Genomic DNA, 26,663 nt, shown 5'->3' with positions numbered 1-26,663 from the left:
TCCGCCGCGCGACACCTGGCACGCCCCAGCCCCTGGCGGGCCGTCCCGGCAGCCGGGACGTCGTACGCGGAGCGTTCCGCAAGATCCCGGCACTGTTTAGGCTGGGTCGCACGCTGGACCGCGTACGGCAGGAGATCCCGCACATGGCAGACCGCAAGCCCATCGAGTCGTGGCTCACCGACATGGACGGCGTGCTCATCCACGAGGGCGTACCGATCCCCGGCGCCGACGCCTTCCTGAAGAAACTCCGCGAGTCCGGGAAGCCGTTCCTGGTCCTCACCAACAACTCGATGTACACCCCGCGCGACCTGCACGCCCGGCTGCGCCGCATGGGCCTGGAGGTGCCGATCGAGTCCATCTGGACCTCGGCCCTGGCCACCGCCCAGTTCCTGGACGACCAGCGGCCGGGCGGCTCGGCGTACGTCATCGGCGAGGCCGGGCTGACCACCGCGCTGCATGACATCGGCTACATCCTGACCGACCACGAGCCGGACTACGTCGTCCTCGGCGAGACCCGCACGTACTCCTTCGAGGCCATGACCAAGGCGGTGCGGCTCATCCTCGGCGGTGCCCGGTTCATCTGCACCAACCCCGACGAGACGGGCCCGTCCACCGAGGGCCCGCTGCCCGCGACCGGTGCGGTGGCGGCGCTGATCACCCAGGCGACCGGCAAGAAGCCGTACTTCGCGGGCAAGCCGAACCCCCTGATGATGCGGACCGGGCTGAACGCCATCGGCGCGCACTCCGAGACCAGCGCGATGATCGGCGACCGCATGGACACCGACGTACTGGCCGGCATGGAGGCCGGGATGCAGACGTTCCTGGTGCTCACCGGCCTGACCCGGCCCGAGCAGGTCGAGGACTTCCCGTACCGGCCGTCGCAGGTCGTGGACTCGATCGCGGACCTCGTCGACCGGGTCTGAGCCCCGGCCCTGCGGCGGGAAGGGCTCGAGCTCAAACCCTCGGTCACCCGTACGGAGCAGCCGCCGCGTCCCTGAGGATGCGGCGGCCCATCGGGCGGGGGAGGCTCCAGGCGTCTGGAGGTTCACGATGGGTTCCCTGAAAGTCACTGTCTGTACGAGCGTCCTGGCCGTCGTCGCCCTCGCACCGGCGGCGTACGCGGCGGACGCGGGGAGCGTGTCGGTGACCCCGGCGGCCCCCGCACCCGGCAGTGACGTCTCGCTCCGCGTGAGCGGCTGCGCCCAGCGCACGGCCCTGGCCGCCTCACCGGCGTTCGTCGCGGACGCGCGCCTCACCGCCACCGGCGCGGACGAAGTCGCCGGTGACAGCCGCGTCCGCTCCACGCTCGAGGCGGGTTCGTACACCGTGCGGATCACCTGCGGTGCCGTGCGGCGTACCGCCACGCTCACCGTCCGGGACGACGAGGCCGGACCGTCCGGGTCCCCGCGGGCTTCCGTGCCCGGGGCCGGCGGACAGCCGCCGGCCCCCGGAATGGGCGGACAGCCGCCCGTGCCCGGGAAGGGCGGCCGGCCGACCGCGACACCCGGCGGCGACGGCGAAACGCCCCCCTCCCGCCCGCCCGGGGCGCCCGCCTCGCCGGTCGCCCCCGTCGCCGCGGGCGGTGGCGGTGCCGCCGTCGCCGCCGAGGAGCGTGGCGACGGCCCCGGTACGGCGCAGGGCGTGACCGGACTGGTGCTCGCGGGGGTGGCCGCGGTGGTGGTCGTCGCGCTGCGCGGTGTCCGCCGTGGCCGCGGAACGGACTGACCATGCACGATCACGATCGCGCCCTGAGACGCTTCTCGGGCACCGGACGCCTGCTGACCGGCATGGCCTGGGTCGTACTGCTGCTCGGGCTGTGGCTGTGGGGCCGCGAGGTGACCGAGATGCGGCACGGCATCGCGGCGCCCGCCACGGGTGACATGGCGGCGGCCGGGCGGCCCCCGGACATCAAGCTGCCGCCGGAGCACCGCCCGCTGCGCGACGCGCTGCCGCAGCGGATCGACATCCCCGGGCTCGGCGTGCAGGCCCCTGTCGTGGCACGCGGTCTCGACGCGCGCGGGGCCCCCGACCCGCCGCCCTACGACCAGCCGGGTGTGGTCGGCTGGTACGCGGGCGGGGTCGCGCCCGGGGCGCCGGGCACCGCGCTGATGGTCGGTCACGTCGACACCGAGACCCGGCCCGCCGTCTTCTACCGGGTCAGTGCCATGCGGCCGGGCCAGACGATCCGGGTGGTCAGGGCCGACGCCAAGGTGGCCGAGTTCACCGTCGAGTCGGTCCAGGTGCTCACCCGCGACCACTTCGACGCCCACCAGGCGTACGGGTCCCGCGAGTCGGGGCGGGCGGAACTGCGGCTGGTCACCTGCGGCGGCAGCTTCGACCGTACGACCCGCAGATACACGGCGAACGTGGTCGTCTCGGCATACCTGACGGGCGCTGCGGGCGGGGGTGCCGTCCGTGACCCCGACGCAGAAGAGCGTCGTGGGCAGGCTCAGGAGAGCCGGTCCGGGTTGCTGCCCGTGCCGGGAGCCGGGGCCTTCGCGGGGACGGGCTGATCCCCGCCGGTGTGGGCCGTGTCGACGGTGTCGTGGTCCTTGTTCGTTCTCCTGAGAACGGCCGGGCGCACGGGCAGAGTGTGGTGAGCGACCCGGACGTGGTGATCGTCATGGAGCCGCTGCCGAGCCCGGCGTCCGGGACAGGACCGGAGAGGGGGCCGGACATGGCCCCCCCGCCCGTCGTGGCCGGTCACACCGGCAACACTGGGGTCTGCACGCGTACCTCCGAGAAGATGGGCTCTATCAGTGGCGGAACAGAGCGGGCCGGTCACGGCGCCGAACGAACGGTCTGGCGAGTCACCGGGCGCGGGCGCGATGGCCGGGCTCTTCTGGATCGACCGGGACGGGTGCTGGCTGGGTGCCCCTGCCGGTGCGGAGGGAACCGGCGTACGGCTGACCCCTGAAGGGCTGACGCCCGTGGGATTGCCCGCGGCCGACGCGCTGAGCTGGACCGCGACGGAACAGGTGACCGTGCCCGATGCTCCTGCCCGTTCGAGCTTCCGCCGTGGCCTGAGCCTCGCGTTGGACGTGGCGATGAACATGGCGGGCTTCGGCGGTCCGGACGGCGGGCACGGGATGACCGTGTGTGTCACCCACACCGACGGACGGAGCGAGTACCCCGTTCTCTCGGCCGCCGCGCCCGCCTACACCGAACGGGAAGTCGAGCTCTCCGAACAGCTTCTGGCCCGATTCGTCGCGGGCGAGCTGAGCCCGTCGGTGCTCACGGAGTGGTGGCGGTCCGACGGTCCGCGATCCACTCCCAAGCCACAGGAACGGGAGGCTGTTCTGGAGCGGCTGCTGAAGCAGCCGAAGCGACCGTGAGTCCCCTGAGGAATCTTCTTGCAGGCGAACAGGGCCAGACGGTCGAGCCGCACACGCACAGCCGGGAAGGGAACGCTTTCGAGGGCCGGATGGCCGGCGAGGACCGCGTCGCGGGACGTATGTCAGGATTGAGACTTGGAACGGTGCACCCAAGGGGGAGTTGGATGTACGGCAGCAGGGGGGTTCGGGCGTTCGCCGGGAGGCGGATGTCCGCAGTGGTGCTGGGGGCGGCACTGCTGGTGACGGGATGCTCCTCCTCCGACGGAGGAGACGGCTCGGACGGCAGCGGTGACGCGGGCGCCGGGATCACCCAACAACCCAAGGACAAAGCGCCCTTCTGGGTCAACCCGGACGGGACGGCGGCCCAGGAGGTCGCCGCGCTGGAGAAATCCGGCAAGAAGCAGGACGCCGAGCAGATCCGCAAGATCGCCGAGCAGCCGGTCGCCGAATGGGTCGGCCCCGACGACCCGGAGGGGCAGACCCGGGGCTTCACCGAGGCCGCCGACAAGGCCGGCCGCACGGCACTGCTCGTCCTCTACAACATCCCGCACCGCGACTGCGGCCAGTACTCGCAGGGCGGCGCTGCCGACGGCAACGCCTACCGCGACTGGGTCGACGGCGTCGCCGCGGGCATCGGCGACCGCCCCGCCATGGTCGTCCTGGAACCGGACGCCCTGCTGCACCTGGTCGACGGCTGCACCCCGGAGAAGTTCCACGAGGAGCGCTACGACCTCCTCAAGGGCGCCGTCACCAAGCTGAAGTCCCTGAAGAACACGAAGGTCTACCTGGACGCGGGCAACGCCGGATGGCAGAACCCGGACCAGATCTTCGAGCCGCTGAACCGCGCGGGCATCGCCCAGGCCGACGGCTTCTCGGTCAACGTCTCGAACTTCTACTCCACCAAGGACTCCATCGCCTACGGCAAGCAGCTCTCCGCCAAGGTCGGCGGCAAGCACTTCGTCATCGACACCAGCCGCAACGGCAAGGGCCCCTACGGCGACGGCAAGCCCGACGAGCGCTGGTGCAACCCGCCGGGCCGCTCCCTGGGCGAGACCCCGACGACGAAGACGGCGGACCCGCTGGTCGACGCCTACCTGTGGGTGAAGCGTCCGGGCGAGTCGGACGGCGAGTGCAAGGGCGGGCCCAAGGCGGGCGAGTGGTGGGCGGACTACGCCCTGAAGCTCGCCAAGGCCACCGGCTGACGGACCGGACCGGCGCCGCACAAAAACCGGTGCCTGCCGGCTCAAGACAAGTCAAGACAAATTCAAGACAAAGGGGGCGCTCTCCTCACGGAGAGCGCCCCCTTGTCGTCTGCTTCCTCGTCCGTCGCTACGGCACCTTGACCCACTGGGCCTTGCTCGGGGTGCCGTCGGCGTCCGTCACGAAGAGCATGTACCAGCCCGCCTGCACCAGGTTCCGGTTCTCCGGCACGGTCACCTTCAGCTTGTCGCCGGACGCCTTGAAGTCCAGGGCGATCGACCGCTGGTCGACATCCGTGACGTGCGTGGCGGCGCTCGGCCGGATCAGCCGGACCTTCTTGACCTTCGCCGCGTCCGACGAGGTGAACGTCCCCGTCCCGCCGCGCTCGATGGTCTGCGGACCGCCCGACAACGAGGGCTGTTCCTTGTCGCCGTACAGGTAGGGCGGCGTGTAGATCTCGATGCGCTGCTCGAACTCGCCCGGCTTGGTGTTGGCCTTGTCGGCGTAGAGCGAGTCGGAGCCGAAGAACATCACGCGTCCGTCGGGCAGCAGGATCGAACCGGAGTGGTAGTTGCGGCCCACGAGCGGGTCGGCGACGCGCCTGAGCTCGTTCTTCTCCGTGTCGTAGAGCCGCGCCTCGAAGATGTTGGAGTCGCCGCGACCGCGGTAGTCCTCCGAGCCGCCGGAGATCAGCACGCTGTCGTCGGGCAGGATCGAGGCGTTCGGGTAGCGGGTGCCCTTGTCCAGGGACGGGCCGTCCACGAAGCGCGGGTTCGCCTTCTTCAGATCGACGATCCGGGTCTTCTCGCTGGACTTCTCGGACTCGCCGACACCGCCGCCGCCGACCACCATGTACTTCTCGTCCTGCGCCGGCGGCAGCAGCACCGTGCCGGACGTCTCCATCAGGGTGGGGTCGCTCAGGCCGGGTATCTTCGAGAACTTGTTGGTGTCGACGTCCCACACGCCCGGCTCACGGCCCACGTTGTCCGGCCCGTAGCCCGCGTTGGACCCGGAGTAGAAGACCTTGCCGTTCTGCATGAGGAACAGCGCCGGGTACGTCGGGAACTGCCGGACCTTGCCGGTGTAGGCCCACTTCTTGGTCTTCGGGTCGAAGATCTCGTTCTTGCCCGGGACCAGCTGGCCGATGTCGTCGAGGCCGGAGACGCTGAGGATCTTCCCGTCGCTCAGGGTGGTGAGCGTCGGGTACCAGCGGGCCTCCTTCATCGGGTCGACCTTGATGTACTTCTCGGCGACCGGATCGAACTCGAAGGCGTCCCGGATGCCCTGGAAGTCCTTCTTGTCGAGAGCGAGCTTCTGGGCGATGCCGTAGGTGTTCTTGGCGGCGGTGCCCTTCAGGCCGTGCACGCGGTAGTTGTCCTGCGTGCCCGTCTCGTACTTCTTGCCGCGCTTCTGCGCCTCGACGTAGATCCGGCCGAGACCGGGGTCGTTGCGCAGGAACTTGCCCGTCGCCTTGTCGAAGACCTTCTTGGCACGCGGCACGAGGACCGGGTCCTTGGAGACGAAGGTCTTGCCGTTCTTCTTGCCGGTGAACGTGGTGCCCGCGGGCAGGGTGATCGGCTCGTCCGGGTTCTCGTTGTGGACGATCATCAGGCCGCCGGCCTTGGTGACGTCACCCTGGAGCTTCTCGTAGCGCTTGGTGCCGCCGGCTATCAGGAGATTGCCGTTGGCGAGCTGGGTGTGTCCGGTGCAGAACAGGTCCGCCGGTGTGGGCACCTTCTTGATCGTGCCCTTCACCGGGTCCCAGATGCGGGTGTCGAACCTCTTCGCGTCGAAGTTGTCCTGGTTGTTTCCCGACCCCGCGACGAGCAGCACCTTGCCGGTGCGCAGCAGCGCCGCGTGGATGGTGTTCTGCCGGTACTCCTCGGGGAAATCGACGATCTCCCACTTGCCGTTCGCGGCCTTGTACTCCGGCTTGTTGATTGTGTACTGGTGGTATTTCTCGGTGCTGAAGCGGTAGAGCCACGGCCCGTTCATCCCGGCCAGCGCGAGTACCACCGCCGTGCCGATCGCGAGTCGACGGGCCCGGCGGCGGCCTGCACGGTCGTTCATTCCTTACGTCCCCCAAGTCCACCAAGGGCGATCTGCATGGTCTGGTCGGATCCCCCGACCTCCCCGTGTGCGCCCGGGGATGCGGCCCAAGTGGGCTTCTGCTGCGGGGTGTGAGCCGACGGCTGCTGCGGGATGGGCAGCGGCTGCGTCGGGTTAGGACCCGCAGGGTCCTGCGGCTGTCCCGCGGCGTGGGCGGCGGGCTTCTTCGCGTCCTGCCGCAACTGCCAGCGCCAGGCGAACACCGGCGATGCGGTGATCAGCAGCGCGAACGTGGCCCAGATGATCATCGCGGGGTGGGAGTGTCCGTAGACGAAGCCGGCGGCGATCGACGCACCGAAGATCGCGATGAAGTACCAGTGGTAGCGGAACGTGCCGAACCAGCGGTCCGGGCTCGCCGAGTCGCCCTTGGGCGTCACCACGAACTTGCTCTTGCGCCGCAGCACGGAGTCGATCAGCGCCTTCGCGTACAGCGGCGCCGACAGCGCGGACATCACCATGCCGGCCACACCGCCGGAGCCCTCCGGCTCGTGCGGCGAGACGTTGTGCCGGCGGTTCCAGACGTACAGGCCGATCTGCAGGGCGGAGGCGTTGCCGTAGAGCATCAGCCACACGGCCGGGTCGATGTTCACACCTGAGGCGCCCAGGCCCAGGAACAGCGCGCAACTCAGCGCCGCCAGGATCCAGTTGAGGGCGGACATCGGGTAGAAGATGATCATCATCGTGTAGTTGAAGAGCTTGCTCGGCGGCAGCGAGTACCAGCCCTTCCAGTACTGCCCGATGATCGTCTCGTACGTCCCTCGCGACCAGCGCATCTGCTGGGTGAAGAAGTCCGTCCAGGCGCTCGGGCCCTCACCGACGGCGAGCACGTCCGGCGTGTACACCGAACGCCACTTCTTCCCCGTCGCCGGGTTCTTGTGGCGGTGCATCTCGAAGCCGGTCGCCATGTCCTCGGTGATCGAGTCGTACAGACCGCCGATCTGCTTCAGCGCCTTGATGCGCACCGCGTTGGACGTGCCGACGAACATCGGGGAGCCGTAGCGGTTGCCGGCGCGCTGGATCAGCGCGTGGAAGAGGAACTGCTGCGACTCGGCGGCCTTGGTGATGGGGTTGTCGTAGTTGCCGTAGACCTGCGGGCCGATGACGAAGCCGACGTCCGGGTCGCGGAAGAAGCCGAGCATCCGCTCCAGGTAGTTGGGCAGCGGCACGTGGTCGGTGTCGACCGAGGCGAAGAAGTCGTAGTCGTCGCCGTGCGCCTCGAGCCAGGCGTTGTAGTTGCCGTGCTTGGTCTTGGCGCGGTGCGGGCCCTTGGCCTGGTTCCACTTCGCGACGCCCTTGCGGGAGAAGTGGTGCACGCCCAGGCGCTCGCAGACCGCCTTCACGTCGGGGTCGTCGCCCTCGTCGAGCAGCCACACGTGCATCAGACCGCGGTGGCGGATCCTGACGGCCGCCTCCAGGGTCTTCGTCACCATCTCCAGCGGCTCCTTGCCGGGCACGAAGGAGGTGAGGAAGGCCACTCTGGTGCCGGTCTCGGGCACCACGGGAATCGGGTCGCGTGCCACCAGCGTGGCGTGCGCGTTGGACAGCACGTTCATGCAGCGGAAGAACTCGATCAGACCGATCGAGACGAGCATGACCATGTCGAGCGCGGGCAGCCAGTCGAAGGCGGGGTAGTCGCGCTCGGTCCAGTGCTCGGGCTGGAGCAGCCAGAACAGCAGCACCAGGGACAGCACCGGGGCCGCGGCCAGCATCAGCGCGACCCGGATGCGGTGCGGCTCCTGTGAGATGAGCGAGCGGTACTGCACCTTGTACGGCTTGTTCGGATCCGGCTGGGTGAGGGGACCCGCGAGCCGGCTGTAGTGCTCGTAGTCGTATCTCGGCAGCGTCTTCTTGATCCGCCGGAAGGTCCCCGTGGTGCTCATCCGGTGCGCCGGCACCCTGAGCTGGGTGGTCTGGGACGGGTCGTTTTCCTGCCGGGCACCCGTGGGCCTCGACGTCATGAGTCATCCCCCCACACGCGGAAAGCCGCGTGTTTCGTAGCTTCGTACCGTCTGGTGCAGGTCCCCCTCGACCTTCACAGACGTATCAGTGGTGGATCGCAGTCACCACGTCATCCACACCCTATAGACACGGCAACGCGACCTTCCGGTTGCATGATGCCCCCCACGGCATCGGTTCACCGAACGGGGCCCCTACCCCCGCCCGGCCCGCAACCGGTTCCGAATCCCCCCAACTGCCGCGAAAACGCAGCATCCTGTAAAACGAGAAGACCAAGGTTCTACGGCGTCCATCATGATCGCAAGATGGGAACGCGGTGGTAACCGGTCATACGCGTTCATTGTGGCGGGTGTGGGGGGCCTGTGGAGCCGTTGTCGACAGGCGGGCGCGGATGTTCCCGAAGTGCTCTCTTATGGCCTCCTCCGCCCGCATCGCGTCCCCGGACCGCACCGCGTCGAGGATCTCCCGGTGCTGCCGGCAGGTCACCTTCGGGTCCTGCGGCTCGCCCCCGAGGTCCGTGCGGACCCGGTGGAAGGCGTCCCAGAACGCCTCCAGGACCTCGCACAGCAGCACGTTGTCCAGCCCCCGGTAGAGGGTGGCGTGAAAGGCCCGGTCGGTCTCGGCGAGGCCGGCTCCGCGCGCGGCCTGCTCTTCCATACGGTCGACGAGCGCGTCCAGTTCAACGAGGTCCGCTTCCGGCATCCGCCCGGCGAGCCCGGACACCAGCCCCGTCTCCACGGCCTCCCTCAGCTCCAGCAGCTGGAGCAGGGAGTCCTCGCCCCGGTAGTGCCCGGCGACGGTGCGGAAGGCGAGGCCCTCGATCATCGGGGCCAGGGACATCGGGCCGACGTAGGTGCCGAAGCCGTGCCGGATCTCCACGATGCCCATCGCCTGGAGCGCCTTCAGCGCCTCCCGCACGGAGTTCCGGCTCGCGCCGAGGTGCTCCATCAGCTCGGGCTCGGTCGGCAGCGGGGCCCCGGAGGCCAGCCTGCGGTCGATGATGAGCTTCTTGATCCGCTCCTGTAGGTCACGCGCTGCCATGGCCAGAGGGTATCCGGCCAGGCCCGGAGGGGGGCCTCGGAAGGGCGAACCAAGACGGACGGGCCAAGACAGACGGAAGGCCCCTCGCTGCTGCGAGGGGCCTTCCGGTCGGTGCGCCGCCAGGGACTCGAACCCCGGACCCGCTGATTAAGAGTCAGCTGCTCTAACCAACTGAGCTAGCGGCGCCTGCTGACGTCGTAACCCTACAGGACGCCGATGGGTGCTCCTGACCACCTGCCGGGGCGCGAGCCGCCCGTTCCGGCGGCCGCGTACATCATTCGGACCGTCAGCATGCGCGTCCGGAAGACAGTTGCGAAACTGGCGACGCGCGCCCTCCGGTGCACGGGCGCCGCATTTTTCCGCCGGAAGTGTGAGGGGAATCGCATGGTGTCTCCGGTATTCGAGGAAATCGACCCCGCGAGCGATTGCGACTGCCCCGGCTGTGTCCACTGGCGCCGCGTCCTGCCGCATTCCTGGGCGGGCCGTACCAGCGGTCACCCGGCCGCCCACCGGGCCCTCGCGCTGGCCGCTGTGGCCTCCGCGGCCGTCGGCGCCGGCCACGCCGTACCGGCCGCGGCAGTTGCGTACGTCCCCCACCGTCCCGGTGTTTCCGCAGGTGAAGAGCCTGACAGCCCCCAGGGGGCGATGACCGCGCTGTACGGCCCCGGCGGCAGTCCGGCCACGCTCTCCGTCGCCCCCAAGCCCACCTCCATCACCCGCACGGAGATCATCAACCGGGCCAGGACCTGGGTCGCCGCGAAGGTGCCGTACAGCATGAGCGCCTACTGGTCCGACGGATACCGGCAGGACTGCTCCGGCTATGTGTCGATGGCCTGGAATCTGCCGCGAAACGAATGGACGGGCAGCCTCGCCCAGTACGGGGAAAGAATTTCCAAAGAGGAGCTCCAGCCGGGCGACATCCTGCTGTTCCACAATGCGTCCGACCCCGAGAACGGCTCGCACGTCACCATTTTCGGCGGCTGGACGGACAGCGCGCACACCTCGTACACCGCCTATGAGCAGACCCGCCCGCACACGAGCCGCCAGTCCACCCCGTACGCCTACTGGAGCAATTCGGCCCGGTACGTCCCCTACCGTTACAAGGGCGTCCTCCCGGAGGAGCCGGCCACCCAGCCGGGCGGCGGCACACCGGGCGCACCGGCCGTCACGCCGTACCCGGGAGCGGCGTATTTCGGCCCCGGCGCGAACAACAAGTACGTCACGCAGCTCGGGACCATGCTCGTCGCGCGCGGGGCCGGCGGCTCGTACGCGTCGGGGCCGGGGCCGCGCTGGACCGACGCCGACCGGCGGGCGACCCGGGCGTTCCAGTCGGCACAGGGCTGGACGGGGGCGGAAGCCGACGGCCTGCCCGGCCCGCACACCTGGGAGCTGCTCGTCACCGGCAAGGGCAAGGACGTGAAGGACGGGGCGGTCGGCCCGCCGCCCGCCTCCCACGGCGTCCCCGGCTATCCGGGGCGGGCGCTGTTCCGCCCCGGTGCGAACAACACCTACGTCACCCAGCTGGGCAAGCAGCTCGTGAGCAAGGGGTACGGCAGGTTCTACCGGGTCGGGCCGGGGCCGGTCTGGAGCGAGGCGGACCGGCGCGCCGTCGAGGCCTTCCAGCGCGCCCAGGGCTGGCGGGGCGGCGCGGCGGACGGCTACCCGGGGCCGGAGACCTGGCGGCGCCTCTTCGCGTAGGGCCCGGCCCCTGACCGGCCCCCGGCCGGTTCTTCCTGATCGGCCCCCCTCGGGCGGGCCCCGCACCCCGGCCGGACCCGTCCTCGGGCCCCGCACCCGGGACCACCGTTGTGACGCATCTGGCGCGGAGGCTGGAGGCACGCATGAGTACGACCACTTCCCACACGTCCGAGCCCGACGGGCCGGCCGACGGGCCGTCCCGGCCCGCCCGGCTCATCCAGAACGAGGCCACCACCGAGATCCCCGTCCACCTGCTGTTCCGTGACGACCCCGATCCGGCCCCGGTGCCGCTGAGACCGGCGGTCGTCGGCCGCAGGCAGGGGACGGGGGAGCAGCCGCGGCTGCGGCGCCCGGCGGTCACGCCGAAGTCCCCGGTGCCGCAGGTCGATCCCGACCTGGTGGAGCGGCCGGCCCGGGTGCTGCCCGGAGCGGCGGGCGTACTGGCCGGGGCCTGTGGCACGGCCGGCTGTGTGGCCACCTCCTGGTGGGCCGGGGTGCTGCCGCCGCTCGCGCTGGAGGCGCTGCGGCTGCCCGCGTACGCCGGGGCCGGGCTCGGGCCCGCGCAGTGGGCCGCGTACGCCGGGGCCGGGGCGCTCGGGCTGTTCGGGCTCGGCGGGCTGGCCCGGGGCCGTACCGGGCGCGCCTGGGTGCTGGGCCTGTTCGGGCGCTACCGGGGGACCGTCCGGCGCTCCGGTCTGCTGTGGATCAACCCGTTGCTGCTGCGCCGGCGGGTGGACGTGCGGCTGCGGCACTGGCGCAGCGAGCCCGTGCCGGCGGCCGACGCGGGCGGGGTCACGCTGCGCGTGGTCGTCCTGGTGGTGTGGCGGGTGCGGGACACCGCGCGGGCCGTGCTGGGTGTCGAGGACCACGAGACGTATCTGCGCGAGTGTGTCGAGGCGGCGCTGGCCCGGGTGCCGGTGGAGATGCCGGGCGGGCCGCGGGGGGCCGGGGAGGCGGCGGGCGAGACGCTGACCCGGCTGGTGGCGGCGGACGCGGCCCCGGTCGGTCTGGAGGTGTTCTCCGTGCAGCCGGTCCGCGTGGAGTACGCCCCCGAGATCGCCGCCGCGATGCACCGTCGCCGGATCGCGGCGCTGGACGCGCGGCACCGGGCGAGTGTGCTCACCTCGGTCGTCGACTCGGTGGAGGACACGGTGACCCGGCTGACCACACGGGGTCTGGTCGAACTCGACGACTACGAGCGGAAGGCGCTGGTGAAGGACCTGACGGTGGCGTTCTGCGCGGGCCGTGGGGAAACGACCCCGTGATTGGTATGGACATGTTCAACGCGCGCCCATAATCTCGAACTTGGTCTAGACCTACACGCACGGCTCACCGAACTTCCCCCACGTTCTCCAGGAGCGGCAGCATGCGTAGAAGGACCAAGTTGTCCGCAGCCGCGGTGGGACTGGCCACGACCGGAGCCCTCGTGCTCTCCTCCGGCGGTGCCAGCGGCCACGGCTACACCGACCTCCCCATCAGCAGGCAGAAGCTCTGCCAGAACGGCACCGTGACCAACTGCGGCTCGATCCAGTGGGAGCCGCAGAGCGTCGAGGGCCCGAAGGGCTTCCCCGCCTCCGGCCCGGCCGACGGGCAGATATGCAACGCCGGGCTCGGCCACTTCGGCCAGCTCAGCGCCCCGCGGACACCGTCCGGCGCCGCCTGGCCCGCGACCAGGGTGACGGGCGGCCAGAACTACACGTTCCGCTGGCAGTTCACGGCCATGCACGCCACGACCGACTTCAAGTACTACGTCACCAAGCCGGGCTGGAACCAGAACCACAACCTGGCCCGGTCCGACCTCAACCTCACCCCGTTCTTCACGGTGCCGTACAACGGGCAGCGCCCGCCGTCCACGCTCTCCCACAGCGGCAGGCTGCCGACCGGGCTGAGCGGCCGGCACGTCATCGTGGCCGTGTGGACGATCGCCGACACGGCCAACGCGTTCTACGCCTGCTCGGACGTGACGTTCTGAACCTCTGAGGTTCCCTTGAGTCACCGCTGCGGCCGGCGCGGGTAGGTTCCTCCCACGCCGGCCGCTCGGGCCGGCGCACCGACCTCGGGGGATGCGTCATGGACGTGGTCTTCTACGTCGTGCCCGGCCTGATCATGGCCCTGGCCCTCTTCATGGCCGGCCGGGTCGTGCGGCGCTGGCTGCAGATCCGTGGCGCCTGGAACAGCGGGCTGACGGCGGAGGGCCGCTGCCTGCGCACCTTCACCACGGTCGGCGGCGGCCACGGCGGCACCGCCGTGCGCACCACCCTCCACCACGTCTACGAGTTCATCGCGCGCGACGGCCGGGTCATCCGCTTCGAGGAGGACGGCGGCCCCGCGACGACCGTCGAGGGCGACTACGTCACGGTGTACTACACCGACGGCCGCCAGGTCGTGGCCACGGCCCAGGCACCGAGCCGCGCGAAGCAGGCGGTGAGCGCCGTCGGCATGCTGGCGTTCCTCGGGGTGGTCGTGGTGTTCTGCGCGGGTTTCATCGCCGCGTACGGGCAGGCCTTCGGCGAGTACGGCGACGTCGTCTTCAGCGTCGACAGCCAGACGTCGGTGACACCGTGATCCGTGGTGCGGGGACCTGTGGTGCCGGGATCCGCGGTGCGGGTACCTGTGGTGCCGTGATGCCGTGATCCTCCGTGGTGCCGGGACCCGTGGTGCCGCGGCCCTCCACATCTGACGGGGCATCAATTACGGTGCCCGGCCATGGACTCCATGGGCTCCAGGGTGAGCACGGTCGCGGAACTGATCACCGCCCGGTGGGACGACCACCGCCCCGGCCTGCGCTGCGAGGACCGGACCCTGACGCACCACCAGATGGCGGCGGGTGCCGCGGCCCGGGCCGCACTCCTCGCGGACCTCCTCCCGCCGACCGCCGAACCCCACCTCGGCGTGCTGCTCGACAACCGCCCCGAGTTCCCGCTGTGGCTGGGCGCGGCCGCCCTGGCCGGGGCGGCGGTCGCCGGGATCAACCCCACGCGCCGCGGCGCGGAACTCGCCCGGGACATCCTCCACACCGAGTGCCGCGTGCTGATCACCGAGCGGGCTCACCTGCCGCTGCTCGACGGCCTGGACCTGCCGGGAGTCCGCCTCCTGGTGACGGACACGGCGGAGTACGCCGAGTTCCTCGCCACGTACGCCGGCGCCCGCCCGGACCCGTGCCGGGCCACCCCCGGCGACCGGCTCCTGCTCTACTTCACCTCCGGCTCGACCGGCGCCCCGAAGGCCGCGCTCTGCTCCCAGGGCCGCCTGGCAGCCGCCGGCCGCTCACTCGCCGAACAGTTCGCCCTGTCCCCGGACGACGTCCACTACGTCTGCATGCCGATGTTCCACGGCAACGCGGTGATCGCAGACTGGGCGCCCGCGCTGGTGACCGGCGCGACGGTGGCGCTGCGCCGCCGCTTCTCGGCGTCCGGGTTCCTGCCGGACGTACGGCGGTACGGGGCGACGTACTTCACGTACGTGGGCCGGGCGATCCAGTACGTCCTGGCCACCGAGCCGCGCCCGGACGACCGGGACACCCCGCTCCGCCTGGGTTTCGGCACGGAGGCGGGCGCGGTCGACGCGGCGGCCTTCGAACGGCGCTTCGGGGTGCGGCTGGTGGAGGGCTACGGCTCGTCGGAGGGCGGGGCGGCGATCACATGGTCACCGGGTACGCCGTCGGGCGCGGTCGGCCGGGCGGCACCGGGGCTCGTCGTCCTCGACCGGGAGACGGGGAAGGAGTGTCCGGCGGCCGTGTTCGACGGGGCGGGTCGACTGCGCAACGGGGACGCGGCGATCGGCGAACTGGTCAACCGGGGGCCCAGCCCCTTCGAGGGCTACTGGCGCAATCCGCGGGCGGAGGCGGAACGTGTCAGGGACGGCGGGTACTGGACGGGGGACCTCTTCTACCGCGACACCGACGGCTACCTCTACTTCGCCGGCCGCACCGACGACCGCCTCCGCGTCGATGGGGAGAACCTGGCGGCCGCGATGATCGAGAACATCCTGGCCCGCTACGAGGGTGCGGATGCGGTCTGCGTGTACGCCGTACCGGACCCGGTCACCGGCGACCAGGTGATGGCGACGATCGCCGGTTCGTTCGACCCTGAGTCCTTCGCTTCGTTCCTCGCCGCCCAGCCCGACCTGGGGACGAAGATGGCGCCGCGGTTCGTCCGGGTGGTGGAGCGGATGCCGGTGACCGCGACGAACAAGATCCACCGGGCGGAGCTGCGCAAAGAGGGCCTCACCTGCGCGGACCCGGTGTGGTGGCGGGGGCCGGGGGAGCGGGCATACCGTCTGCGGGCTCTAGACGGCGCGGGTGAGCCGCTGCCAGACGGGGGAGAGTCGGGGGCGCAGCAGCACGACGCCCTGCTGGGTGCTGACGGCGATGTCGAAGGTGGGCAGTACGACGAGTGAGGTGACCAGGGCGGGGATGGGGGCACTCCAGACCAGCTCGCAACTGGGCAGGTGGCACAGGGCGACTCCGTGTCTGTCGCTCACGGCCACGAGAGTCTCGCCGTTCGGGGCCTGGCCGGTCCACAAGATGCGTGCCGCCGCCAGAGGGAGGAGCCGGACGGATTCCGGGCTCCAGACGGTCACGGGAGCCAGCGCACTGTCATCCTCACCGGCGGGATCCATGTACAGGAGGAGCGGTTCACCCTCGGGCGTCTCGGCCCAGCGGACGAAGTAGCCGTGGCCTCCTGACAGGTCGCGGAAGCGTGTGTGGAAGGCTCGGCGAGGGTTCGGCTGTCCGGCGTGGACGGTGTGACGCTGTCCCGAGTCGACGTCGAGCACTTCGGCCAGCCCACGATGGGTCGTCAGGGCGACGAGGGAGCTGCCTTTCCGAGTGCGGTGCGGAACGAGCGTGCTGACCTCGGGCGGCAGCAGAAGCGGCTCGCGTGTGCGCAGCCGTCGTGCCGTCAGGTCCCACAGGTACGCTCGGCTGCCGCCGTCGTCGTCCGGATCGTCGGCGATGGTGTTCGACAGGAATACGCCGTCGATCCGGGTGTCGCCGCCCTTCGCTTTCCTGGGCACGACCATGAGCACGGATGCGCCGTCGGTGGACACGTAGGCGGTGGTGACGACCGTGTCGCTGTCCTCCAGGCGCCACGGAACGGTCATGGTCTCGCCGGGGTCCGTGGTACCGCTCACCACGACGACGGTGCCGCTCTTCGGTTCGTAGGAGACGACACGAGGCCCGCCCCGTCCCGGCAGTAGATGTGCGCCCGTCCGTGCCGGGACCTGGCGCAGAGCCGGGTGACCGAAGGTGTTGACCTGGTCGCCGGGGCGGAGCGAGGCGACGGAGAAGGTCGCGCTCGCTGCGCGGCCGCTGCTCTCGTCTCTCTCGGTCTCCTTCAGCAGAACGTGCAACTCCCGCCCGGGATCATCTTCGAGACACCGATGGCCTGTCCACGCGGGCATGTCGGCCACGAACCGGGCACCCGCCGACGTCTCCGTGCCGTCGGGCGCATCGAGCACGCGGGAGTCCACGGTGCGGATGCCGGCCCACGAGCTGGCGATCACCTGCGTGGCACTGCCTGGCCACACCCGCAGCAACTGGGTGTGGGACAGGCCTGCCACGTCCTCACCGGGTGGGTCCACACGGTCCTCGATCGCCGCGGAGCAGGAGCGGTCCCACTGCCAGAGACGGGCGGTGCCGTCGTTCCCCGCGGACAGGATGTCCAGACGGTCGGCGGTCGATGTGCCGAGCAGGTGGATGGCGCACACCGCGCTCTCGTGCCCGTGCAGTTCGGGACCCACGGGACGGCCTGTCGCGCAGTCAACCACCTGGAGGCCGCTGAATCCGGTTGTCACGGCGTGTGTCCGCCCACCCCGGGCGCGAGGGGCGACGGTGAATGTGCTGGAGCCGGTGTCGAGCGGGAGGGTACTCGGCTCGGCTCCCGCCCTGAGCGTGACCAGGGTGCGGTCGAACCCCACGTAGAGGGCGCGCAGATCGTCGTCGACGGTGAAGCCGCCGACCGGTCTCGAATCGGCACCACTGATCGACGTCGTCTGCCGGGTCATGACGTTGAGGAGCGTGAAGCGAACGGATTCCTTCGTGTCTTTGCCGCCCTGCTCGAAGAAGGCGACGACTGTTGAGCCGTCCGGCTCCTCCGCCTTGTCCGTCAGACGGGGAACGCTGAGGCCCTCCATGAGCACACCGCCGCCGAGCTGCTTCTCCAACGGATGCAGCGAGATGGTTCCGCCTGCTCTGTCGCACACGACCAGCCACCCGCCGGGACCGCCACAGTGCGCGAGGAAGGCACTCGGGATGTTTCGCCATGCCGCCCCTCCGAACACGGCGCAGGGCACCTCGAGCCGCGACTCTCCGGTGAGCACCTCGAGGACGACCACCTTGCCCGGTCCCTGGCCGACGACGACCGCGGTCCCGTCGGCGAGGACACCCAGGTCACCCATCTCCGCACAACCGGGCAGCGCGTACCGGCCCGACAACGACAGGTCGGCGAGATCCCAGATCCGCAGTTCCGCGGCGTTGTCGAGGGTCACCGCCAGCGAACGACCCCGGTGGGACAGGACCCGCAGGCCGACGACGGGACGCGCGTGGGGGAGCACCATGGCCTGGGACGGGTCGTCGAGTGGCCAGACCCGCACCTCCGTCGACTGGAAAGAGGTGGCCAGCACCAGGTGTCGACCCTGCTCGGTCACCAGGTCCCGGATGGTCCACCCGTACCAGACCGAGGTCGTGGAATACGTGCCCTGGCCATGCCGCCCCACGATCCTGTGCGGTGTCACCCGGCGCGGCTCCACCCACAGGCGCTCCACTGCGCCCGACAGTTCGACCGCCCTGCGGGCGAAGTCCGCCGCTCCGTGGGTGCGTGCCACGAAGGCCAGCTCGGCTGCCGGATCCGGGTGCGGTCCCTGGCGGCCGGTCAGCAGGTCCGCGCAGCGTTCCACCACCATCGCCAGCAACGGGTTCCGCTTCGAGTGCTGCACCGCCGGAACCAGCCCCGCGGCTGCCGCCGCCAGTACGAAGGACGGATCCTCGATCAGCTCGTCGATCGCACCGGACGCCGCGGCATGGGTGGCCAGGTGGTCACGGGTATACGGCTCGGCCCGGCTCCAGTCTCGGCCACCGGCCCCACCGGACGGCACCAGGTCCAGCAGCGTGCTGACGAAGCACTCCTGCACACTGCTCAAGTCCCGGTACCGCAGCGCCCGCGTCTTGAGATGGTCCGCCAGCTCCTGGTGGTAGAGCCGGAAGTACTTCCGCCCCTCGACCTCGACCGCGGTCAGGTACGAGCCGTCCTCGTCCAGCAGCGCGTCGACATCGGATTCGGTGAGGTTGATGCCGGAGAGACGGGACGCCACCCGTGTCCAGACGCCCGTGCGGGGGACGCCGTGGCCCTCACCGAAGGCCAGGGTGGTCAGGAGGGGCAGGGCGCTCGTGCGCGCGTCCCGGGGCATGCGCTCCAGGTACGCCTGGAACGCGCTGGCCGTGTCCGACGGCAACTGCCGCGCCCACCCGGGCACGGTGACGTCGACCCGCTCGCCGCGGCACAGCGCGGTCGCGGTCATCCGGGCCACCAGGAAGCAGCGCCCGGCCCGCTGCGCCACGCCCTCGGCGACGACCCGGGCGGTCGCGGGGTCCGTCTCGTAGGGAGAACCGGCGTCCGTGAGGATGCGCTCCACGTACTCCGCCGTGCTGGTGTCCTCGCTGTAGTCGGCGCTGTCGAGATCGATGACGGGCAGGCGGTCGCCGAGGTGCAGGAGCAGTTCGCGGCGGACGCCGACGACGAGGCGGACACAGGGGACGGTGGCGAGGTGGCGCAGCAGGTCCCACGCGATACGGCGGGCCTCCGCCTTGTCCCCGGCCGGGCCGGCCTCGTCCAGGGAGTCGATGACGACGCGGAAGGGGCTCTCCCGGTCGGCGAGCCCGGCCAGCAGTTCCGTGGGGCCGGCCGCGGTGAGGTCGGCGGCGGCCGCCAGCCGGGCCACGAGGTCGTCGATCGTCTGGTGCCGGGCGTTGATCGACACGTCGATGCGATGCTCCGCGCCGTCCGCCGTCGCGTCGAGCACCAGGCGCCCCAGCACCGCCGACTTGCCCGAGCCGGGCGCGGCCGTGACGACGAGCGGTCCGTTGCCGCCCGGGCCGGCCAGGCGGGTCCGCAGGGCGTCCAGGGCCCGCTTGCGGCCGGTGAAGTAGGAGCCTGAGTCGTGCACCTGCTCCACCCCACGGCCACGAGGGCTGAAGTGGGAGGTGAGGTCGCCGGCGTCAGCGCCGGGCCCCTGATCGGCGCCTGCCTCCGCCCGGGGATCGTGGCGGGGGTTGGGGAAGAACGGCGCCTGGACCGTCTGGTCGGTGACGGAGCAGGCGCAGTGCTGCCGCCGTCCGGCCTGCTCGAACGCCCGCGTGATCCGGTCGGCGAGCTTGGCGGGCGCGAGGTAGCGCTGGGAGGGGCCGTCGCCGAGGGCGTACGCCCGCTCCAGTTCCGCCGGGAACACACCGTCCTGGGCGAGGTCGCGATGGCGTGCGGACACCATCACCCACGTGCCCGAGCCGGCGGAGTCAGCGCGCGGCCGGACCGCCACGTGGGCGTCGGCCACGGCGCCGATCCCGGCGGCGCCCTTGCCGGCGTGGCAGGCGTCGATGACGATCAGCACGTTCCGCAGCGGTGACGCCGACAGCGTGGAGGTGAGGTTCTCCAGGGAGAGCCAGGAGCGCGGTCGCCGTGCGGTGCTGTCGGGGCAGGCGAGGCGGTAGCCGCCGGTGTCCGGGCGGTCGCCGTGACCGGCGTAGTACAGGACGAGCACGTCGTCAGGGGTGAGGTCGGCGCCCGCGCACCAGTCCGCCACCGCGTCCTCTAATGCGGCCGCGTCGGGGTCGAGGGACACCTCGTGCAGGATCCGCTCGTAACCCATGCCCTCGAAGAGGGTGGCGATGCGCCGTACGTCCTCGTGCGCCTGGGGCAGCTCGCCGAGCTCGCGGTAGGAACGCGTCCCGGCGGCGATCAGGAACCGCCTCGCTCCGGAGCTTTGCTCCGTGGGTCCCGCCAAGATCCCTCCCCGACGTCCGCCTACGACGAGAAGGGGCCCCTCGCTCCCACGAGAGGCCCCTCATCCGTGCGCCGCCAGGGACTCGAACCCCGGACCCGCTGATTAAGAGTCAGCTGCTCTAACCAACTGAGCTAGCGGCGCATGACTCTCGCCTGCCGGTGGAACCGTGTTCCTCGGCGGGCGACGGAGAAAATACTACCCAATGCCGAGGGGTGCTCCTGACCACCCCGGCGAGGGCCGGGGGCGGCGCCGGGGAGATGCCGCGGGAGGCCTAGATCGCCATGGACAGCAGCATCGGCGCCGCGTGGCGGTTGAGGGTGTCCGCGGCCTGGCGCAGGCGGTGGGCGTGCTCGACCGGGAGGGACAGGGCCAGGCAGCCGACGGAGGAGCCGGCCGTGATCGGGACGGCCGCGCAGACCGTGCCGACCGCGTACTCCTGGAGGTCCAGGACCGGCACGGTGGGCGGCTGGGCCTCCAGGCGGGAGAGCAGGAGCCGGTCGCTGGTGATGGTGCGCGAGGTGAGGCGGGCCATCTTGTGCCGGGCGAGGTGGTCGCGGCGGCCGGCGTGGTCGAGCTGGGTGAGCAGGCTCTTGCCGATGGCGGTGGCGTGGGCCGAGGAGCGGAAGTCGACCCACTCGTTGACCTTGGGCGCGGACGGGCTGTCGGCGTACTGGGTGATGCTGATCTCGCCGTCGACGTACCGGCTCATGTAGACGGCGGCGCCGACGGAGTCGCGCAGCCGGTCGAGGGCGCGCTGGAGCTTGTCGCGCAGGGCCTGCTCGCGGTGGTGGGCGGAGCCGAGGCGGTCCAGCGTCTCGCCCGTGACGTACGCGCCGTCGGCGATCTGCTCGACGTAGCCCTCGCGGCGCAGCATGCGCAGGAGTGTGGTCAGCCGCTCCGGGGTGATGCCGGTGCGCCGGGCCAGCTCGGCGTCGGCGACACCGCTGGTGCTCCGCGCCACCGTCTCCAGGACGCGCAGGGCTTCCTGGGCCGAGTGGTACGGGGTGGTCGGCTCGTGCTTCAGCGCCACGGTGGTCTCCCCCTGCGCTTGCTGTAGGGCCGTAATCCGGTCAGTGAACCTGTTCCAGGTTAACCGGCAACGGGCTTGTCAGGAGCGGGGGTTGACAAGATTCCCGGGGCCCCGGACTGGGGCAATGACACCCTGGCATATGCCAGACGCATGCCCCAGTCCGACCCTCGTCGCAAGGAGGGGAGTTCTCCCTGCTCACGCGGTGTAGTCACAGAACTGCGCTGAGGAACTCCCGTGTCCGGTCCAGCTCCGGGTCGCTGAAGATCTTTTCCGGGGTGCCCGACTCGATGATGCGGCCGTGGTCGAACATCAGTACCTGGTCGGAGATGTCCCGGGCGAAGTTCATCTCGTGGGTCACACAGAGCATCGTGATGTCCGTGGAGCGGGCGATGTCCCTGAGGACGTCGAGGACACCGGCGACCAGCTCGGGGTCGAGCGCTGAGGTCACCTCGTCCAGGAGCAGCACCTGCGGGCGCATCGCCAGGGCCCGGGCGATCGCCACCCGCTGCTGCTGGCCGCCGGAGAGCTGGGCCGGGTGCGCGTCGCACTTGTCGGCCAGGCCCACCATGTCGAGCAGCTCCTTGGCCCGTTCCACGGCCTCGTCCTTGGAGAGGCCGAGGACGGTGACCGGCGCCTCGGTGATGTTCCGCAGGACCGTCATGTTCGGGAACAGGTTGAACTGCTGGAAGACCATCCCGATCTTCTTGCGGACCTCGCGGACCTGCTTGTCGGAGGCCGGGAACAGCTGCTGCCCGTCGACCGTGATCGTGCCCTCGTCGGGCTTGAGGAGGGTCATCAGCAGCCGCAGGATCGTGGTCTTGCCGGATCCGGACGGCCCGATCAGGGTGACGTGCTTGCCGGCGTCGACCGAGAAGTCCAGGTGGTCCAGGACCGTGTTGCTCCCGAACCGCTTGGTGACCTGCTCCAGCCGGATCAGCTCACCGCTGCCCCGGGCGGGCGTCTTCTCGGGATCGGTGCCGGGATTGGGGAGAGTGTCAGTGGGCAAGGCGTCGCTCCAGGGCTCGCAGGGCAAGGGAGGCCAGGTAGGAAATGACGATGAAGGCCACGCCGATCACCGTCAGCGGCTCGGTGAACTGGAAGTGCTCCTGCGAGTACAGGCGCGCCTGGCCGAGCATCTCCAGCACGGTGATCGCCATGACCATCGGCGTGTCCTTGAGCATGGAGATGACGTAGTTGCCGAGCGCCGGCACGACGCGGCGCACGGCCTGCGGCAGGATCACCGCGGTCCACGTCCGGTGCAGCGGCAGGTTCAGTGCCGTCGCCGCCTCCCACTGGCCAACCGGCACGGCCTCGATGCCGGCCCGGTAGACCTGCATCGTGTACGTCGAGTAGTGCAGCCCGATCGCGAAGACGCCGGTGGTCAGCGCCGAGAACGTCAGGCCCCACTCGGGCAGCACGTAGAAGAGGAAGAACAACTGCACCAGCAGCGGGGTGTTGCGGACGAACTCCGTGACCACGCCGACCGGCCAGGTCACCCAGCGCGAGGGCACCCGCATCAGCAGCGCCCACACCAGTCCCAGCGCGAACGAGATCAGCGAACCGAGGGCCAGGATCTGCAGGGTGACCAGCAGACCGTCCCAGAGGTGCGGCATGAAGCCGCTGACAGCGCTCCAGTCCCACTTCATGCGACGGCACCTCCCACACCGGTGGTCTGCGGACGGTCCAGCTCCTGGTCGGGCGTGCTCCCGACGGGCTTGCCGGTGCCGGTCTTGAGCTTGCGCTCCAGGCCGCGCATGCCGCGGGTCAGGACGAAGGCGATCACGAAGTAGATCAGCAGCACGATCGTGTAGATCTCCGCGCTCTCCTGGAGCGCCAGACGCACCAGGTTGCCGCTGAACGCCAGGTCACCCATGCCCATGATGGACACCAGGGCGGTGCCCTTGAGCAGTTCGACCAGCAGGTTGGAGAACGGCGGGATCATCTCCGGCACCGCCTGCGGCAGCAGGATCAGCCGCAGCCGCTGCCAGGGCGTGAAGCTGAGGGCGATACCGCCCTCCTTCTGCGCCGGGTCGACCGCGTTCAGCGCCCCCCGCACGATCTCGGAGCCGTACGCCCCGTACGTCAGGCCGAGCGCGAGGGTGCCCGCCCACAGCGGCACCAGCTGCCAGCCGAAGGCGATGGGCAGCACGAAGTACACCCAGAAGATCATCACCAGCGCCGACGTGCCGCGGAACACCTCGGTGTAGACGCCCGCGAGGAAGCGGACGATCCACAGCCGGTGGGTGCGCGCCACGCCGACGACGAAGGAGACCGCGGCGCCCAGCAGGGCACTGCAGACGAGCAGCTGGACCGTGACCCAGACGCCCTTGAGTACGAGTTCCCAGAGTCCCGAGGTCATCCGCCGCAGAGCTCCTTCGCGGTCAGATCCGTCATCTCGGCCTCGGTGAAACCGAACGGCTTGAGGATGCGGAGCAGTTCGCCGCTCTTCTTGAGTCTCCGCAGCTCCACGTTGAACGCGTCGCGCAGCTTCGTCTCGGTCGGCCGGAACGCGAAGGCGCCTCCGTCGACATGCGGCTTGCCGTCGACGATCGGCTTGAACGGATCGGTGGCCTCCGCCTTGGCGGACTTCTTCACCACCTCGCGCACGGTGAGCGCCGTACCGGCGAACACGTCCACGCGCCCCGCCTCGACGGCGTTCAGCCCCGCCACCTGGTCCGGCACGATGAGGATGTCGCTCTCCTTGTACCCCGCGTCCACGGCGTACTGGATCTCGGCGTAGCCGGTCCCGGTGGCGAACTTCGCCCCCTTCCCGACGACGTCCTTGTAGCTGTGCAGCCCCTTCGGGTTGCCCTTGCGCACGATGAACGCGTCGAGCATCTGGTAGTCGGGGTCGGCGAAAATGACCTGCTCGCAGCGCTCGGGGTTCACGTACATCCCGGCGGCCACGACGTCGAACTGCTGGGAGTTCAGGCCCGGGATGAGCGAGCCGAACTCGGTCGGCACGGGCTGTACCCGGTCGACACCGAGCCGCTTGAAGATCACCTTGGCCAGTTCCGGTGCCTCACCGGTCAGTTCGCCGTTCTTGTCGATGAAACCGAACGGGATCTCGCCGGCGATGCCGAGCCGGACTACGCCCGCCGCCCGGAGCCGGGCGAGCAGGTCACCGCCCTTGGCGTCCGACGCGGTGGCGACCCTGCTGCATCCGGCGGCGCCCAGCGCGCCGAGCGCCGCCACCCCCGCGAGCAGCGACCGGCGGGCGGGCCCGGAGCCGGGCCGGGGTATGGGTTCAGGACCTCTGAGTGGGCTTCTCTGTGGTGGAGCCATGGGCGCGCGGCTACCCGACCGCCTCCGGGTTATGCCGATCTTTTCAAGCCCCCCACGTACCCCGTGCGCTCTTGACCCCAGCGGCGGCGGGCACTCCCATGGAGGGCATGGCTGATCGCTACATCGAAGTCTCGCTGGTCAAGCGTGACGTGACCTGCACGGCCAGGCTGCTGGACGACCGCGCGCCGATCACCTGCGCGGCCGTCTGGGATTCCCTTCCGCTGGCCGGCGACGTCTACCACGCGAAGTACGCACGCAACGAGATCTACGCGCTTTTCCCGCCCTTCGCCCGAGCCGAGCCACCCCTGGAGAACCCCACCATCACTCCGATCCCCGGCGATCTGTGCTATTTCACCTTCGCCGGGGCGGAGTTGGGGACCAAGGCGTACGGCTACGACCGTGAGGTCCGCGCCGGGACCACCCTCGTCGACCTGGCCCTGTTCTACGAGCGCAACAACCTCCTGCTCAACGGCGACGTCGGCTGGGTCCCCGGCATCGTCTGGGGCCAGGTCGTCGACGGCCTGGACAGCATGGCCGAGGCGTGCAACGACCTGTGGAGGTCGGGGGCGGCGGGGGAGTCGCTCAGCTTCCGGCGGGCGTAGGCCGGACGGCGGAGGCCAGCCCCGCCTCGTACAGCGCGTGGGCCGCCCGCAGCACCAGATCGTCCCGGTGCCGGGCGGCCACGAGTTGCAGCCCGATGGGCAGACCGTCCGCGTCGGAGCCGACCGGCACGCTCGCCGCGGGCTGCTGCGTCATGTTGAACGGGTAGGTGAACGGGGTCCAGCCCGTCCACCGCCGATGGCCGGAACCCTTCGGTACCTCGACGCCCGCCTCGAAGGCCGTGAGCGGCATGGTCGGCGTGACGAGCAGGTCGTAGCCCTCGTGGAAGCGGCCCATCCGGCGGCCCAGGTCCATCCGGACGTCCACCGCGGCCAGGTACTCCAGGGCCGAGTAGCGGGCACCCCGCGCGCAGATCTCCCGCAGGCCCGGGTCCAGCAGCTCCTTCTGCCGCGGGCCCAGGTGCTGGGTCACCCGGGCGGCCCCGCTGAACCACAGGGTGTGGAAGGCCTCCACCGGGTCGGTGAGGTCCGGGTCCGTCTCCGTGACGTACGCGCCGAGTTCCGCGAGCCGTTCCACCGCCCGCCGCACCGCCCTCGCGACCGCCGGCTGCACCGCCACCTGCCCGCCCAGCGACGGCGAGTACGCCACCCGCAGCCCGCGTACGCCGGACCCGCCCGCCAGACCGTCCGTGTACGGACCGGCCGGGGCCGCGAGCGCGGACCAGTCGCGTGCGTCCGGGTGACCGATGACGTCCATCAGCAGCGCCGCGTCGGCCGCGTCCCGGGTCATCGGCCCGACGTGCGCCAGCGTGCCGAACGCACTCGCCGGGTAGAGCGGCACCCTCCCGTACGTGGGCTTCAGCGCGAAGATCCCGCAGAACGACGCCGGGATGCGGACACTGCCGCCGCCGTCCGTGCCCAGCGACAGCGGCCCCGCCCCGAGCGCCACGGCCGCCGCGCTGCCGCCGCTCGACCCGCCCGCCGTGCGTGAGGGGCCGCACGGGTTGCGCGTCACCCCGCTGAGCGGCGAGTCCGTCACGCCCTTCCAGCCGAACTCGGGCGTCGTCGTCTTGCCGATGAACACCGCCCCGTGCTCCCGCAGCCGGGCCACGGAGGGGGCGTCCTCGTCCCAGCGCCCCGCCGCCGGGTCCACGGCCTTGGAGCCGCGCAGGGTCGGCGCCCCGCGCTGCAGCAGGATGTCCTTCACGGTGACCGGTACCCCGTCCAGCAGCCCCCGTGGCTCACCGCGCCGCCATCGCTCCTCCGACTCCCGGGCCCGCTCCAGCGCGTCCTCGGCGGTCAGCCGGACGAAGGCGTTCACCTCCGGCTGGATCGCCTCGGCCCGCTCCAGCACCGCCCGGGTCGCCTCCACGGGACTCCACTCGCCCTTGCGGTACCCCTCGAGGAGCCGTACGGCGGTCAGCTCGGTGAGCTCGGTCATCCACCCTCCCA

21 protein-coding genes and 2 tRNA genes are annotated in these 26,663 nt (G+C 70.7%); 11 read left to right on the top strand and 12 right to left on the bottom strand.

Annotation, left to right across the window (positions count from 1 at the left end; all coding sequences use genetic code 11):
• Window positions 1-143 precede the first annotated feature (143 nt).
• The 5 genes from ACIQU3_RS30130 (at window position 144) to ACIQU3_RS30110 (ending at window position 4,537) form a co-directional block, all read left to right on the top strand.
• Window positions 144-923, top strand: coding sequence for an HAD-IIA family hydrolase (locus ACIQU3_RS30130; protein WP_344454027.1), 780 nt, complete (start codon window positions 144-146; stop codon window positions 921-923).
• Between the two features lie 127 nt (window positions 924-1,050).
• A complete protein-coding gene (locus tag ACIQU3_RS30125) occupies window positions 1,051-1,725 on the top strand; it encodes a hypothetical protein (RefSeq protein ID WP_403726801.1) in 675 nt (224 codons plus the stop codon).
• A gap of 2 nt (window positions 1,726-1,727) precedes the next feature.
• A complete protein-coding gene (locus ACIQU3_RS30120) occupies window positions 1,728-2,513 on the top strand; it encodes a class F sortase (protein WP_403928711.1) in 786 nt (261 codons plus the stop codon).
• A 246-nt stretch (window positions 2,514-2,759) separates the two neighbouring features.
• Window positions 2,760-3,335, top strand: a complete 576-nt coding sequence (locus ACIQU3_RS30115) for a hypothetical protein (RefSeq protein WP_403928708.1) — start codon at window positions 2,760-2,762, stop codon at window positions 3,333-3,335.
• 164 nt (window positions 3,336-3,499) lie between these two features.
• Complete coding sequence (locus ACIQU3_RS30110; RefSeq protein WP_403726792.1) at window positions 3,500-4,537, top strand: glycoside hydrolase family 6 protein; 1,038 nt, start codon at window positions 3,500-3,502, stop codon at window positions 4,535-4,537.
• Between the two features lie 127 nt (window positions 4,538-4,664).
• Here the strand turns inward: ACIQU3_RS30110 and ACIQU3_RS30105 are convergent, their stop codons facing one another.
• The 4 genes from ACIQU3_RS30105 to ACIQU3_RS30090 all read right to left on the bottom strand — a co-directional run bounded on the left by ACIQU3_RS30105 (window position 4,665) and on the right by ACIQU3_RS30090 (window position 9,827).
• Window positions 4,665-6,605: a galactose oxidase-like domain-containing protein gene (locus ACIQU3_RS30105; protein ID WP_403726789.1), complete on the bottom strand. Its 1,941-nt coding sequence runs from the start codon at window positions 6,603-6,605 to the stop codon at window positions 4,665-4,667.
• A complete protein-coding gene (locus tag ACIQU3_RS30100; RefSeq protein WP_403726786.1) occupies window positions 6,602-8,602 on the bottom strand; it encodes a glycosyltransferase family 2 protein in 2,001 nt (666 codons plus the stop codon). The genes ACIQU3_RS30105 and ACIQU3_RS30100 overlap by 4 nt, the downstream gene beginning before the upstream one ends.
• A gap of 325 nt (window positions 8,603-8,927) precedes the next feature.
• Entirely contained in the window at window positions 8,928-9,641 is a 714-nt protein-coding gene (locus tag ACIQU3_RS30095; protein WP_403726783.1) for a FadR/GntR family transcriptional regulator, read from the bottom strand.
• A 112-nt stretch (window positions 9,642-9,753) separates the two neighbouring features.
• Window positions 9,754-9,827: transfer RNA gene (locus ACIQU3_RS30090), tRNA-Lys, on the bottom strand.
• A gap of 198 nt (window positions 9,828-10,025) precedes the next feature.
• On the opposite strand from ACIQU3_RS30090, the gene ACIQU3_RS30085 reads away from it, so the two are divergent.
• The 5 genes from ACIQU3_RS30085 (at window position 10,026) to ACIQU3_RS30065 (ending at window position 15,737) form a co-directional block, all read left to right on the top strand.
• Window positions 10,026-11,339, top strand: a complete 1,314-nt coding sequence (locus tag ACIQU3_RS30085) for a peptidoglycan-binding protein (protein WP_403726779.1) — start codon at window positions 10,026-10,028, stop codon at window positions 11,337-11,339.
• Window positions 11,340-11,482: 143 nt separating this feature from the next.
• Window positions 11,483-12,604: an SPFH domain-containing protein gene (locus ACIQU3_RS30080; RefSeq protein ID WP_403928705.1), complete on the top strand. Its 1,122-nt coding sequence runs from the start codon at window positions 11,483-11,485 to the stop codon at window positions 12,602-12,604.
• Between the two features lie 101 nt (window positions 12,605-12,705).
• Window positions 12,706-13,311 carry a lytic polysaccharide monooxygenase gene (locus ACIQU3_RS30075; RefSeq protein WP_403726773.1) on the top strand — a complete coding sequence of 202 codons (606 nt, stop codon included), beginning with the start codon at window positions 12,706-12,708 and terminating at the stop codon, window positions 13,309-13,311.
• 98 nt (window positions 13,312-13,409) lie between these two features.
• Window positions 13,410-13,904 carry a hypothetical protein gene (locus tag ACIQU3_RS30070; protein ID WP_403726770.1) on the top strand — a complete coding sequence of 165 codons (495 nt, stop codon included), beginning with the start codon at window positions 13,410-13,412 and terminating at the stop codon, window positions 13,902-13,904.
• A gap of 150 nt (window positions 13,905-14,054) precedes the next feature.
• Window positions 14,055-15,737 (top strand): long-chain-fatty-acid--CoA ligase, encoded by a 1,683-nt coding sequence (locus ACIQU3_RS30065; protein WP_403928871.1) that lies wholly within the window; start codon window positions 14,055-14,057, stop codon window positions 15,735-15,737.
• Here the strand turns inward: ACIQU3_RS30065 and ACIQU3_RS30060 are convergent.
• From ACIQU3_RS30060 to ehuB, 7 genes are all read right to left on the bottom strand, one after another.
• Window positions 15,627-20,336 (bottom strand): caspase family protein, encoded by a 4,710-nt coding sequence (locus tag ACIQU3_RS30060; RefSeq protein WP_403928703.1) that lies wholly within the window; start codon window positions 20,334-20,336, stop codon window positions 15,627-15,629. The two genes, ACIQU3_RS30065 and ACIQU3_RS30060, sit on opposite strands and share 111 nt — an antisense overlap.
• A 67-nt stretch (window positions 20,337-20,403) precedes the next feature.
• Window positions 20,404-20,477 (bottom strand) — tRNA-Lys (locus tag ACIQU3_RS30055).
• A gap of 130 nt (window positions 20,478-20,607) precedes the next feature.
• A complete protein-coding gene (locus tag ACIQU3_RS30050; RefSeq protein WP_403726761.1) occupies window positions 20,608-21,366 on the bottom strand; it encodes an IclR family transcriptional regulator in 759 nt (252 codons plus the stop codon).
• A 208-nt stretch (window positions 21,367-21,574) separates the two neighbouring features.
• The gene (gene ehuA, locus ACIQU3_RS30045; protein ID WP_403928700.1) at window positions 21,575-22,372 is read right to left on the bottom strand and encodes an ectoine/hydroxyectoine ABC transporter ATP-binding protein EhuA; all 798 of its coding nucleotides are present in this window, start codon (window positions 22,370-22,372) and stop codon (window positions 21,575-21,577) included.
• Entirely contained in the window at window positions 22,362-23,012 is a 651-nt protein-coding gene (ehuD, locus tag ACIQU3_RS30040; protein WP_403726750.1) for an ectoine/hydroxyectoine ABC transporter permease subunit EhuD, read from the bottom strand. The genes ehuA and ehuD overlap by 11 nt, the downstream gene beginning before the upstream one ends.
• Entirely contained in the window at window positions 23,009-23,725 is a 717-nt protein-coding gene (ehuC, locus tag ACIQU3_RS30035) for an ectoine/hydroxyectoine ABC transporter permease subunit EhuC (RefSeq protein WP_403928697.1), read from the bottom strand. The genes ehuD and ehuC overlap by 4 nt, the downstream gene beginning before the upstream one ends.
• Window positions 23,722-24,651 (bottom strand): ectoine/hydroxyectoine ABC transporter substrate-binding protein EhuB, encoded by a 930-nt coding sequence (gene ehuB / locus ACIQU3_RS30030; protein WP_403726743.1) that lies wholly within the window; start codon window positions 24,649-24,651, stop codon window positions 23,722-23,724. The genes ehuC and ehuB overlap by 4 nt, the downstream gene beginning before the upstream one ends.
• 107 nt (window positions 24,652-24,758) lie before the next feature.
• On the opposite strand from ehuB, the gene ACIQU3_RS30025 reads away from it, so the two are divergent.
• Window positions 24,759-25,253 (top strand): DUF3830 family protein, encoded by a 495-nt coding sequence (locus ACIQU3_RS30025; protein ID WP_403726740.1) that lies wholly within the window; start codon window positions 24,759-24,761, stop codon window positions 25,251-25,253.
• Here the strand turns inward: ACIQU3_RS30025 and ACIQU3_RS30020 are convergent.
• On the bottom strand, window positions 25,234-26,652 hold the full coding sequence (locus tag ACIQU3_RS30020) for an amidase (RefSeq protein WP_403726736.1): 1,419 nt from the start codon (window positions 26,650-26,652) through the stop codon (window positions 25,234-25,236). The two genes, ACIQU3_RS30025 and ACIQU3_RS30020, sit on opposite strands and share 20 nt — an antisense overlap.
• Window positions 26,653-26,663: the final 11 nt, after the last annotated feature.

This window comes from Streptomyces sp. NPDC101110 (assembly GCF_044759525.1).
Classification (GTDB): Bacteria; Actinomycetota; Actinomycetes; order Streptomycetales; family Streptomycetaceae; genus Streptomyces.
This window is presented reverse-complemented; position numbering and strand designations above follow the sequence as displayed.